Genomic DNA, 13,022 nt, shown 5'->3' with positions numbered 1-13,022 from the left:
GATTAGAGCAAGTGACTAGGGTATAACCCGAAGATTAAAAGGGAGGTAGGCCCCTTGCTAGATGTGAACAATTTTGAGTATATGAACATCGGTCTCGCATCACCTGATAAAATCCGTTCTTGGTCTTTTGGTGAAGTGAAAAAGCCTGAAACGATTAACTATCGTACACTGAAACCTGAAAAAGATGGTCTCTTTTGTGAACGTATCTTCGGACCGCAAAAAGACTGGGAATGTCATTGTGGAAAGTATAAACGCGTTCGTTATAAGGGTGTTGTATGTGACCGTTGTGGTGTAGAAGTAACACGGGCAAAAGTCCGTCGTGAGAGAATGGGGCATATCGAACTGGCTGCCCCAGTTTCCCACATTTGGTATTTCAAAGGTATCCCAAGCCGTATGGGTCTTGTTCTTGATATGTCACCACGTGCGTTAGAAGAAGTGATTTACTTCGCTTCTTACGTTGTAACAGATCCGGGCAACACACCGCTTGAGAAGAAACAACTTCTTTCTGAGAAGGAATTCCGTGCTTATTTAGATAAATACGGTAATACGTTCCAAGCAGCTATGGGTGCAGAAGCAATCAATAAACTTCTTCAAGATATCGATCTTGTAAAAGAAGTAGATACACTGAAAGAAGAGCTGAAAACTGCTCAAGGACAGCGTCGTACACGTGCGATTAAACGCCTTGAAGTGCTAGAAGCCTTCCGTAACTCAGGAAACAAACCATCATGGATGATTCTTGATGTACTTCCGGTTATTCCGCCAGAATTACGTCCAATGGTCCAGCTTGATGGTGGACGTTTTGCTACTTCTGACTTAAACGACCTTTATCGTCGTGTTATCAACCGTAACAATCGTCTGAAACGTTTATTAGATCTTGGTGCGCCAAGCATCATCGTTCAGAACGAGAAGCGTATGCTTCAAGAAGCTGTCGATGCCTTGATTGATAATGGACGTAGAGGCCGACCAGTAACAGGACCAGGAAATAGACCATTGAAATCTCTTTCTCATATGCTGAAAGGGAAACAAGGACGTTTCCGTCAAAACTTGCTCGGTAAACGTGTTGACTATTCTGGACGTTCCGTTATCGTCGTAGGACCTCATTTGAAAATGTATCAGTGTGGACTTCCGAAAGAAATGGCTCTTGAATTATTCAAACCATTCGTGATGAAGGAGCTTGTTGAAAAAGGTTTAGCTCACAACATCAAGAGTGCGAAGCGTAAAATTGAGCGCGTGCAGCCGGAAGTATGGGATGTTTTAGAATCAGTTATTCGTGAGCACCCAGTCTTACTAAACCGTGCACCGACTCTTCACAGACTTGGTATTCAAGCGTTTGAACCTACACTTGTGGAAGGACGCGCAATTCGTCTGCATCCACTTGTATGTACAGCCTACAACGCTGACTTTGACGGTGACCAAATGGCGGTTCACGTACCATTATCTGCTGAGGCTCAAGCTGAAGCTCGTATCTTAATGCTTGCTGCTCAAAACATTTTGAACCCGAAAGATGGAAAACCTGTTGTTACGCCATCTCAGGATATGGTGCTTGGTAACTACTACCTTACACTTGAGCGTAAAGGTGCTATCGGAGAAGGTATGGTCTTCAAAGATACTGACGAAGCCCTTCTAGCTTATCAAAATGGGTATGTGCATCTTCATACACGTGTAGCTGTTGCAGCTAGCTCGTTGAAGAATGTGACATTCACTGATGAACAGCGTTCTAAATTGTTGATTACAACAGTCGGAAAACTGATCTTTAACGAAATCTTACCGGAATCATTCCCTTACATGAATGAGCCGACAAAGAGCAATATTGAAGAAAAAACGCCTGACCGCTTCTTCCTTGAAAAAGGTGAGGATGTCAAAGCTGCGATCGAGAAACAAGAAATCAATGCGCCGTTCAAAAAAGGTATTTTAGGTAAAATCATTGCGGAAATCTTTAAGAGATTCCATATCACTGAGACATCTAAAATGCTTGATCGCATGAAAAATCTTGGTTTCAAATACTCTACTAAAGCGGGTATTACGGTTGGTGTGTCTGACATCGTCGTATTAGATGATAAGCAGAAGATCCTCGAAGAAGCACAAGCAAAAGTAGATAACGTCTTGAAGCAATTCAGACGTGGTTTGATTACTGAAGAAGAGCGTTACGAGAGAGTCATTTCGATCTGGAGTTCTTCTAAAGATGTCATCCAAGGTAAACTGATGAAGTCCCTTGATGAAGTCAACCCAATCTACATGATGAGTGACTCTGGAGCGCGTGGTAACGCATCTAACTTCACTCAGCTGGCTGGTATGCGTGGTCTGATGGCCAACCCGGCTGGACGTATCATTGAACTTCCGATTAAATCTAGTTTCCGTGAAGGTTTAACCGTATTGGAATACTTTATTTCCACTCACGGAGCGCGTAAAGGTCTTGCCGATACAGCCCTTAAAACAGCTGACTCAGGTTACCTTACGCGTCGTCTCGTCGATGTTGCACAGGATGTTATCATCCGTGAAACAGATTGCGGTACAGACCGTGGTATCTTGGCGAAGTCCATTAGAGAAGGAAATGAAATTATTGAGAAGCTTGAAGAACGTCTGATCGGACGTTTTGCAAGAAAACCAATTGTTCATCCTGAAACGGGCGAAGTCATTGTGGACGAAAACGAACTAATTGATGAAGATAAAGCACTTGAAGTAGTTGAAGCAGGAATTGAGGAAGTATGGATCCGTTCTGCATTTACATGTAACACGCCTCATGGTGTATGTAAACGATGCTACGGCCGTAACCTTGCAACTGGTACTGACGTTGAAGTCGGTGAAGCAGTTGGAATCATCGCTGCTCAATCAATCGGTGAGCCAGGAACACAGCTTACAATGCGTACGTTCCACACCGGTGGGGTAGCAGGAGACGATATCACACAAGGTTTACCTCGTATCCAAGAGCTATTTGAAGCGCGTAATCCGAAAGGGCAAGCGACCATTTCTGAAATTGATGGTGTCGTTGCTGAAATTAACGATGTTCGTGACAAGCAGCAGGAAATTGTGGTTCAAGGCGACGTTGAAACTCGTTCTTACACAGCTCCTTACAATGCGCGTCTGAAAGTTGTTGAAGGTGACAAAGTCACTCGTGGTCAAGTACTGACAGAAGGTTCGATCGATCCGAAAGAACTTCTTAAAGTGACTGACATGACAGCTGTTCAAGAATATCTGCTTCATGAAGTACAAAAAGTATATCGTATGCAAGGGGTAGAAATCGGAGATAAGCACGTTGAGGTAATGGTTCGCCAAATGCTTCGTAAAGTGCGTGTCGCTGATGCAGGGGATACAGATGTATTACCAGGCACACTTCTGGATGTACATCAATTCACTGAAGCGAACAAAAAAGTACTATTCGAAGGCAAACGTCCTGCAACAGGCCGTCCAGTTCTTCTTGGTATTACAAAAGCATCGCTTGAAACAGACTCATTCTTGTCTGCGGCATCCTTCCAAGAAACGACTCGTGTCCTAACAGATGCGGCGATCAAAGGAAAACGTGATGAACTGCTTGGCTTGAAAGAGAATGTTATCATCGGTAAACTTGTTCCAGCTGGAACAGGAATGCCAAACTACCGTAAAGTTAAGCCGGTTTCACAAGTGCAGCCGTCTGACGATATGGTTCCTGTAGAGTAATCTTTCTCGTGAGATTCCTATAAAATCATCAAAAAATGGTGAAGGATGTCAAGATAATCTGTCATATGATATTGACATCCTTCTGCCATGATGATAATATAACCAAGGTGCTCAAAATAAAACCTGTTACTTTGGAGGATATTCGATGTCTTATGATAAAGTATCACAGGCTCAATCCATTATTATTGGTACGAAGCAAACAGTAAAAGCTCTGAAACGAGATTCAGTAAAGGAAATCGTCGTAGCGAAAGATGCTGATCCTGCTTTAACAGCTAGTGTAATAAAACTAGCGCAAGAGAAGGGTGTAGACATTTTAGTGGTAGATTCCATGAAAAAGCTCGGCAAAGCCTGCGGAATTGAAGTTGGGGCAGCAGCTGTTGCCATTATGTTATAGCGTACTTGTTTTGTTTTTGCATGTGTAAATGCAAAAGCATTGTTTTTTGCCTTTTGATGAACCACCTGGGTATGTGGGTTATAAAAAAAGCAACGAAGGGAGGAATAACAACATGCCTACAATTAATCAGCTAATACGCAAAGGACGCGTGAGTAAAGTTGAAAACTCAAAGTCTCCTGCACTTAACAAAGGATACAACAGTTTCAAAAAAGAGCACACTAACGTAACATCTCCACAGAAGCGCGGGGTTTGTACTCGTGTCGGTACAATGACACCGAAAAAACCAAACTCAGCACTACGTAAATATGCTCGTGTACGTTTGTCTAACCTGATTGAGGTAACAGCTTACATTCCTGGTATCGGACATAATCTACAAGAGCACAGTGTAGTACTTATCCGTGGCGGACGTGTAAAAGACTTACCGGGTGTACGTTACCACATCGTTCGTGGTGCGCTTGATACTGCCGGAGTTGACGGTCGTATGCAAGGACGTTCTAAATACGGAACAAAACGCCCTAAACAAAGCAAATAATACAAACAAACATAAGGGTTTTTAGAAGTTGATATCAGATCAGTGGAGTCAGGCAACTGACAATGATATTGAGATGAGAGACAGATAGAAATCCTTTTAAATGAGAAGGGAGGCTATCAGATGCCACGTAAAGGTCCTGTAGCAAAAAGAGACGTATTGCCAGATCCAATTTACAATTCTAAACTTGTATCTCGTTTGATCAACAAAATGATGATCGACGGTAAAAGAGGAAAGTCACAAACAATTCTCTACAAGTCATTTGATATCATCAAAGAACGTACTGGTAATGAAGCGATGGAGGTTTTCGAACAAGCCTTGAAAAACATCATGCCAGTTCTTGAAGTTAAAGCACGTCGTGTAGGTGGAGCCAACTACCAAGTTCCTGTAGAAGTTCGCCCAGACCGTCGTACTACTTTAGGTCTTCGCTGGTTAGTAAACTACGCTCGTCTTCGTGGAGAAAAAACGATGGAAGAGCGTCTTGCTAACGAAATCCTTGACGCAGCTAACAACACTGGTGCTGCTGTTAAGAAACGTGAAGATACACACAAAATGGCAGAAGCGAACAAAGCATTCGCTCACTACCGCTGGTAGGATTTATACCAAACTAAAAAAACTATTCCCTAATAAGGAAGGAGAAATTACCCAATGGCAAGAGAGTTCTCCTTAGACAAAACTCGTAATATTGGTATCATGGCTCACATCGATGCCGGTAAAACGACAACGACTGAGCGTATCTTATACTACACTGGTCGTATCCATAAAATTGGCGAAACTCACGAAGGAGCTTCCCAAATGGACTGGATGGAGCAGGAGCAAGAACGTGGTATTACAATCACTTCTGCTGCTACTACAGCACAATGGAAAGGTTACCGTGTAAACATCATCGATACACCAGGACACGTAGACTTCACAGTTGAAGTTGAACGTTCTTTACGTGTACTTGATGGTGCGGTTACTGTTCTAGATGCACAATCAGGTGTAGAGCCACAAACTGAGACAGTTTGGCGCCAAGCAACAACTTACGGAGTACCTCGTATCGTATTCATTAACAAAATGGATAAAACAGGTGCGGACTTCCTTTACTCTGTAGGCACATTAAGAGATCGTCTTCAAGCGAACGCTCATGCAATTCAATTGCCGATCGGCGCTGAAGATCAATTCGAAGGAATCATCGACCTTGTAGAAAACGTAGCATACTTCTACGAAGATGACCTTGGAACTCGCTCTGATGCACAAGAAATCCCTGCTGAGTATAAAGACAAAGCTGAAGAGCTTCGCAACAGCCTAATTGAAGCTGTCGCTGAGCTTGACGAAGAGCTTATGGAAAAATACCTTGAGGGTGAAGAAATTACAATTCCTGAATTGAAAGCTGCAATCCGTAAAGGAACGTTGAATGTTGAATTCTATCCAGTTCTTGTTGGATCTGCTTTCAAAAACAAAGGTGTTCAGCTTGTACTTGACGCTGTGCTTGATTACCTTCCTGCACCAACTGATGTTGCTGCAATCAAAGGTACCTTGCCAGATTCAAATGAAGAGGTTGTGCGTGAGTCTACTGATGACGCACCATTCGCAGCCCTTGCTTTTAAAGTAATGACTGACCCTTATGTTGGGAAACTAACTTTCTTCCGTGTATACTCTGGAACACTTGATTCTGGTTCTTACGTGAAGAACTCTTCTAAGAACAAGCGTGAACGTGTTGGACGTATCCTTCAAATGCACGCAAACAGCCGTGAAGAAATCTCTACTGTATATGCAGGGGATATCGCAGCAGCTGTAGGTCTTAAAGATACATCAACTGGTGACACTCTTTGTGACGAGAAAAGTCTTGTTATCCTTGAGTCTATGGAATTCCCAGAGCCAGTTATCGATGTAGCAATCGAGCCTAAGTCTAAGGCTGACCAAGATAAAATGGGTATCGCTTTAGCTAAACTAGCTGAAGAGGATCCAACATTCCGTACACAAACAAACACTGAAACTGGTCAAACGATCATCTCTGGTATGGGTGAGCTTCACCTTGATATCATTGTTGACCGTATGAAGCGTGAGTTCAAGGTTGAAGCTAACGTAGGAGCTCCTCAAGTTGCGTACCGTGAAACATTCCGTTCTGGTGCAAAAGTTGAAGGTAAATTCGTACGTCAGTCTGGTGGACGTGGTCAGTTCGGACACGTTTGGATCGAATTCGAACCAAACGAAGAAGGCGCAGGCTTCGAATTCCAAAATGCAATCGTCGGTGGGGTTGTACCTCGTGAATACATTCCAGCTATTCAAGCAGGTCTTGAAGATTCACTTGAAAATGGTGTATTAGCTGGATTCCCATTAATCGACATCAAAGCAAAATTATTTGATGGATCTTACCACGATGTTGACTCTAACGAAATGGCGTTTAAAATTGCTGCATCTATGGCATTGAAAAATGCTGTCAGCAAATGTAACCCAGTTCTACTTGAGCCAATGATGAAAGTGGAAGTCGTTATCCCTGAAGAATACATGGGAGACATCATGGGTGATATCACATCTCGTCGTGGACGTGTAGAAGGTATGGAAGCTCGCGGTAACGCTCAAGTTGTTCGCGCAATGGTTCCACTTTCTGAAATGTTCGGATATGCAACTGCACTCCGTTCTAATACACAAGGACGCGGTACTTTCACTATGCACATGGATCACTACGAAGAAGTGCCTAAGAGCATCAGTGAAGAAATCATCAAAAAAAATAAAGGTGAATAATTGATTTTGCCTTTAAACTAAAGTATAACTACTATTGAAGATCAGAAAGTGAGAGGTAACTCTTCACTTTCTATCACTCTATACCAAATACAATGAACCTTTAAGGAGGATTTTTAGAATGGCTAAAGAAAAATTCGACCGTTCCAAATCGCATGCTAACATTGGTACAATTGGACACGTTGACCATGGTAAAACAACTCTAACTGCTGCTATCTCAACAGTTCTTCATAAGAAATCTGGTAAAGGTACGGCTATGGCTTATGACCAAATCGATGGTGCTCCAGAAGAGCGCGAGCGTGGAATCACAATCTCAACAGCACACGTTGAGTATGAAACTGAAACTCGTCACTATGCACACGTAGACTGCCCAGGACACGCTGACTATGTTAAAAACATGATCACTGGTGCTGCTCAAATGGACGGCGCGATCTTAGTAGTATCTGCTGCTGATGGTCCAATGCCACAAACACGTGAGCACATCCTACTTTCTCGTAACGTAGGTGTACCATACATCGTAGTATTCCTTAACAAATGTGACATGGTTGACGATGAAGAGTTACTTGAACTTGTTGAAATGGAAGTTCGTGACCTTCTTTCTGACTATGACTTCCCTGGTGACGATGTACCTGTTATCAAAGGTTCTGCTCTTAAAGCTCTTGAAGGTGATGCTGATTACGAAGCAAAAATCTTTGAACTTATGGATGCGGTTGATGAGTACATCCCAACTCCAGAGCGTGACACTGAGAAGCCATTCATGATGCCAGTTGAGGACGTATTCTCAATCACTGGTCGTGGAACAGTTGCTACTGGTCGTGTTGAGCGTGGACAAGTTAAAGTCGGTGACGAAGTTGAAATCATCGGTCTTCAAGAAGAAAACGGTAAAACAACTGTTACAGGTGTTGAAATGTTCCGTAAGCTTCTTGACTATGCTGAAGCTGGTGACAACATCGGTGCACTACTTCGTGGTGTATCTCGTGAAGATATCCAACGTGGTCAAGTACTTGCTAAACCAGGTACAATCACTCCACATAGCCGTTTCAAAGCTGAAGTTTATGTACTTTCTAAAGAAGAGGGTGGACGTCATACTCCATTCTTCGCTAACTACCGTCCGCAGTTCTACTTCCGTACAACTGACGTAACTGGTATCGTACATCTTCCAGAAGGTACTGAAATGGTAATGCCTGGCGATAACACTGAGATGGAAGTTGAACTTATCTCTACTATCGCTATCGAAGAAGGAACTCGTTTCTCTATCCGTGAGGGTGGACGTACTGTAGGTTCTGGCGTCGTTTCAACTATCATTAAGTAATAAAACATATAAAAGAGACTCCTTGCAAAAGGGTCTCTTTTTTTGCTTTTCCAGATCAGAACGGCTACTATAAGCTATAGAATCTAATTGGAACCGAGAGGATCACTGGAATGACGAAGATATATTTGAAGAAATGGTTAATCGGCGGGGTTGACCAATGGATTATGATCAAAGAAGATCACACAAATGAAGCGAAGCCTGTTCTTTTATTTTTACACGGTGGGCCCGGCTCCGCTCAAATCAGCTATATCGACTCGTTTCATGAGGAACTTAATCAAGATTTTACAGTAGTTCATTGGGATCAGCGAGGTGCAGGACTTTCCTATCAAAAGAATCTTCCCGATACTTCCATGACCATTCAGCAATTTATTGAAGATACGATTGAACTGACAGAGAAAGTCCTTTCATATCTAGGTCAATCAAAATTGTACATCGCAGGATATTCATGGGGATCATTAATCGCCATACAAGCAGTACATAAGCGTCCAGATCTATATCATGCTTATTATGGAATTAGTCAGGTAGTAGATGTATTAAAAGAAGATATTGTGTCGTACGAGCTCCTTTTGGAGAAATACCATCGGAATCGGATGTTTACTTGGTGCCTGCGATTACTGACGCCTCCTCCGTGGAAACGAATATCAGCTCATGCTCTGTTCTCTCTCTATAAAGAGCTCGGAAGCGTAGGTCTCACACATAGGTGGAGGCCGCTTATTCAAATGCTGCGCGGATTTCTTTTTAGTAAGGAATATCAGCTGAAAGATAAGTGGAAGTTCCTTAAAGGACAGAAGTTTAGTCAGGACATGCTATGGGATGAATTGATGAATGAGAGCATTGAATACCGAGTTTCTACTATATTAATACCTTGCTACTTTATCATTGGAGAATATGACATGATTACACCAGCTGCTGTATCAAAACCATATGTTGATCAATTAACAGCACCAATCAAAGAATGGTTCACCTTTAAAGAATCTGCACATTCCCCGCACCTAGAAGAACCAGAAAAATTCATCCGTACCATAAAAAAGACTGCTGTACATCATCTTCAGGGAAAGCTTGATTTATAGGCTGAACCCCTGTATAATATGAAAAGTGTGCAAATCATAAATTTATCCGATTTATTATTGCAACACGCAGGCCAATTTGGTACAATAGTGCATGTTGGTCTTTGACTGCGATGAAGTGAGAGGTTGCTGACACACCCGGCCGCTTTGCCATGGCAAGGTGATCAGGTTTTTCTCACGGAGAACTGTCTAACGTAAGTAGGCGAAAAGGAGGGAAAATAATGGCAAAACAAAAAATTCGTATTCGTTTAAAAGCATATGATCATAGAATTCTTGATCAATCTGCTGAGAAGATTGTTGAAACGGCTAAGCGTTCTGGTGCTAGTGTATCTGGTCCAATCCCGCTTCCAACTGAAAAATCAGTTTACACAATCCTTCGTGCGGTGCATAAGTACAAAGATTCTCGTGAGCAATTTGAGATGCGTACTCACAAACGTCTAATCGACATCGTGAATCCAACTCCGCAAACAGTTGATGCACTTATGCGTTTAGATTTACCATCTGGTGTAGATATCGAAATCAAACTTTAATTCAAATAGAAAACACATATTATAGGAGGTGTGACTAATGACCAAAGGAATCTTAGGTAGAAAAATTGGTATGACGCAAGTATTCGCAGAAAACGGTGATCTTATCCCTGTAACTGTTGTTGAGGCTGCTGCTAACGTTGTTCTTCAAAAGAAGACTGCTGACACGGATGGCTATGAAGCAATCCAAATCGGTTTTGACGACAAACGTGAAAAGCTTTCTAACAAACCAGAGAAGGGCCACGTTGCTAAAGCGGAAACTGCTCCTAAGCGCTTCGTAAAAGAATTACGCGGTGCGGAGTTAGATGCGTATGAAGTTGGTCAGGAAGTCAAAGTTGATATTTTCGCAAATGGAGATATCGTAGATGTAACAGGAACATCAAAAGGTAAAGGATTCCAAGGGGCTATCAAGCGCCACGGACAATCACGCGGACCAATGACTCACGGTTCACGTTACCACCGTCGTCCTGGTTCAATGGGACCTGTTGATCCAAACCGAGTATTCAAAGGTAAACTTCTTCCAGGTCGTATGGGCGGAGAGCAAATCACTGTCCAAAACCTTGAGATCGTTAAAGTTGATGCAGAACGCAATCTTCTATTGATCAAAGGAAATGTACCAGGAGCTAAAAAATCTCTAGTAACTGTAAAGAGTGCAGTTAAATCTAAATAACTCTCTTAGGAAAGGAGGAAACAAGTCATGCCAAAAGTAGCATTATTTAACCAAAACGGTTCTACTAACGGTGAAATCGAATTAAACGCTTCTGTGTTTGGAATCGAGCCAAACGAAAGCGTAGTATTCGATGCTATTCTTATGCAAAGAGCTTCCTTACGTCAAGGAACTCATAAAGTAAAAACTCGTTCTGAAGTACGTGGCGGAGGTCGTAAGCCTTGGAGACAGAAGGGTACAGGTCGTGCTCGTCAAGGTTCTATTCGTTCACCACAATGGCGCGGAGGCGGTATCGTATTCGGTCCAACACCACGCAGTTATTCATATAAATTACCTAAAAAAGTTCGCCGCTTGGCTATCAAGTCAGTATTGTCTTCTAAAGTAATCGACAACAACATCATCGTTCTTGAAGATTTGACTCTTGATGCAGTGAAAACGAAAGAATTCGCAGGCATCCTTAAAGGATTATCTGTTGAGAAGAAAGCGTTGATCGTCACTGCGGATGCAAACGAAACAGTTGCTTTATCTGCTCGTAACATCCCTGGAGTAACAGTTGTTGAAGCTAACGGTATCAACGTTCTTGACGTTGTCAACCACGACAAACTTCTGATCACTAAAGCAGCGGTTGAAAAAGTAGAGGAGGGACTTGCATAATGAAAGATCCTCGTGATGTTCTAAAGCGCCCTATCATTACTGAACGTTCTGCTGATCTAATGACAGAGAAGAAGTACACGTTCGAAGTTGATGTCAGAGCTAACAAAACAGAAGTGAAAGACGCTGTTGAAGAAATCTTTGGAGTGAAAGTTGAGAAAGTCAACGTTCAAAACTACAAAGGAAAATCTAAACGCGTTGGACGCTACACTGGTATGACTAGCCGTCGCAGAAAAGCGATCGTGAAATTAACTGCTGACAGCAAAGAAATCGAAATTTTTGAAGCGTAAATCTTAAAAAGAAGGAGGGAAATTCAAAATGGCGATTAAAAAGTATAAACCAACCAGTAATGGTCGTCGTGGCATGACTACTTCAGATTTTGCTGAAATCACGACTGACAAACCAGAAAAATCGTTGCTTGCACCGCTTCACAGAAAAGGCGGACGTAACAACCAAGGTAGATTGACTGTTCGTCATCAAGGTGGCGGTCATAAACGTCAATACCGTATCATCGACTTTAAGCGTGATAAAGACGGTATACCTGGACGCGTTGCTACAATCGAGTATGATCCAAACCGTTCAGCGAACATCGCTCTTGTAAACTATGCAGATGGTGAGAAACGTTACATTCTTGCTCCGAAAGGAATCCAAGTTGGTACTGAAGTTACTTCTGGACCAGAAGCTGACATCAAACCAGGTAATGCTCTTCCACTTATCAACATCCCAGTTGGTACAGTTGTGCATAACATTGAATTAAAACCAGGTAAAGGTGGACAATTAGTTCGTTCTGCTGGTACTTCTGCTCAAGTTCTTGGTAAAGAAGGTAAATACGTTCTTGTACGTTTGAACTCAGGAGAAGTTCGCATGATTCTTTCTGCTTGCCGTGCGACTATCGGTCAAGTTGGAAACGAGCAACACGAATTAATTAACATCGGTAAAGCTGGACGTTCTCGCTGGAAAGGCGTACGCCCAACAGTTCGTGGTTCTGTAATGAACCCTAACGATCACCCACACGGTGGTGGTGAAGGACGCGCTCCAATCGGACGTAAATCACCAATGTCTCCATGGGGTAAACCGACTCTTGGATTCAAGACTCGTAAGAAAACCAACAAGTCTGATAAATTCATTGTACGTCGTCGTAAAAACAAGTAACGGGGTTGTCTACGGTTCATTTAGGACCGTAGTTCAATCACGAAGGGAGGTTCCACAATGGCTCGCAGCTTAAAAAAAGGACCATTTGTTGATGATCATTTGATGGCTAAAGTCGAGAAATTGAATGAAACTGACAAAAAGCAAGTCGTAAAAACTTGGTCTCGTCGTTCTACAATTTTCCCACAATTCATCGGTCACACAATCGCTGTCTATGACGGACGCAAACATGTACCTGTTTTCATTTCTGAAGATATGGTAGGTCACAAATTGGGCGAATTCGCACCAAGCCGTACTTACAAAGGTCATGCTAGTGACGATAAAAAAACAAGACGCTAATGAGAGGAG

Annotated in this window: 13 protein-coding genes; all 13 read left to right on the top strand. The window is 42.5% G+C overall.

Features of this window, described 5'->3' with window-relative positions; genetic code table 11:
* Positions 1 to 54 precede the first annotated feature (54 nt).
* A complete protein-coding gene (gene rpoC, locus C6Y01_RS18085) occupies positions 55 to 3,654 on the top strand; it encodes a DNA-directed RNA polymerase subunit beta' (protein WP_034665614.1) in 3,600 nt (1,199 codons plus the stop codon).
* A 145-nt stretch (positions 3,655 to 3,799) separates the two neighbouring features.
* Positions 3,800 to 4,048, top strand: a complete 249-nt coding sequence (locus tag C6Y01_RS18080; RefSeq protein ID WP_034665612.1) for a 50S ribosomal protein L7ae-like protein — start codon at positions 3,800 to 3,802, stop codon at positions 4,046 to 4,048.
* A 112-nt stretch (positions 4,049 to 4,160) separates the two neighbouring features.
* Positions 4,161 to 4,580 carry a 30S ribosomal protein S12 gene (gene rpsL / locus C6Y01_RS18075; protein ID WP_003216962.1) on the top strand — a complete coding sequence of 140 codons (420 nt, stop codon included), beginning with the start codon at positions 4,161 to 4,163 and terminating at the stop codon, positions 4,578 to 4,580.
* 120 nt (positions 4,581 to 4,700) lie between these two features.
* Positions 4,701 to 5,171: a 30S ribosomal protein S7 gene (rpsG, locus tag C6Y01_RS18070; RefSeq protein WP_003216884.1), complete on the top strand. Its 471-nt coding sequence runs from the start codon at positions 4,701 to 4,703 to the stop codon at positions 5,169 to 5,171.
* Positions 5,172 to 5,225: 54 nt separating this feature from the next.
* Positions 5,226 to 7,304, top strand: coding sequence for an elongation factor G (gene fusA, locus C6Y01_RS18065; RefSeq protein WP_034665610.1), 2,079 nt, complete (start codon positions 5,226 to 5,228; stop codon positions 7,302 to 7,304).
* A gap of 118 nt (positions 7,305 to 7,422) precedes the next feature.
* Complete coding sequence (gene tuf, locus C6Y01_RS18060) at positions 7,423 to 8,613, top strand: elongation factor Tu (RefSeq protein ID WP_034283892.1); 1,191 nt, start codon at positions 7,423 to 7,425, stop codon at positions 8,611 to 8,613.
* A 110-nt stretch (positions 8,614 to 8,723) separates the two neighbouring features.
* Positions 8,724 to 9,683 carry an alpha/beta fold hydrolase gene (locus C6Y01_RS18055; RefSeq protein ID WP_106038588.1) on the top strand — a complete coding sequence of 320 codons (960 nt, stop codon included), beginning with the start codon at positions 8,724 to 8,726 and terminating at the stop codon, positions 9,681 to 9,683.
* A 218-nt stretch (positions 9,684 to 9,901) separates the two neighbouring features.
* Entirely contained in the window at positions 9,902 to 10,210 is a 309-nt protein-coding gene (gene rpsJ, locus C6Y01_RS18050; protein ID WP_003156464.1) for a 30S ribosomal protein S10, read from the top strand.
* Between the two features lie 37 nt (positions 10,211 to 10,247).
* Positions 10,248 to 10,877 carry a 50S ribosomal protein L3 gene (gene rplC, locus C6Y01_RS18045; RefSeq protein WP_003217069.1) on the top strand — a complete coding sequence of 210 codons (630 nt, stop codon included), beginning with the start codon at positions 10,248 to 10,250 and terminating at the stop codon, positions 10,875 to 10,877.
* A 27-nt stretch (positions 10,878 to 10,904) separates the two neighbouring features.
* A complete protein-coding gene (gene rplD, locus C6Y01_RS18040; protein ID WP_007496312.1) occupies positions 10,905 to 11,528 on the top strand; it encodes a 50S ribosomal protein L4 in 624 nt (207 codons plus the stop codon).
* Positions 11,528 to 11,815, top strand: coding sequence for a 50S ribosomal protein L23 (gene rplW, locus C6Y01_RS18035; protein WP_003217016.1), 288 nt, complete (start codon positions 11,528 to 11,530; stop codon positions 11,813 to 11,815). The genes rplD and rplW overlap by 1 nt, the downstream gene beginning before the upstream one ends.
* A 28-nt stretch (positions 11,816 to 11,843) precedes the next feature.
* Entirely contained in the window at positions 11,844 to 12,677 is an 834-nt protein-coding gene (gene rplB, locus C6Y01_RS18030) for a 50S ribosomal protein L2 (RefSeq protein WP_007496314.1), read from the top strand.
* Between the two features lie 57 nt (positions 12,678 to 12,734).
* Positions 12,735 to 13,013, top strand: a complete 279-nt coding sequence (rpsS, locus tag C6Y01_RS18025; RefSeq protein ID WP_003216920.1) for a 30S ribosomal protein S19 — start codon at positions 12,735 to 12,737, stop codon at positions 13,011 to 13,013.
* The last annotated feature ends 9 nt before the right edge of the window (positions 13,014 to 13,022 follow it).

The organism is Bacillus sp. NMCC46 (assembly GCF_002998465.1).
In the GTDB taxonomy this organism is placed as follows: domain Bacteria; phylum Bacillota; class Bacilli; order Bacillales; family Bacillaceae; genus Bacillus.
The sequence above is the reverse complement of the archived record's forward strand: the minus strand, read 5'-3'. Positions and strand labels throughout refer to the sequence as shown.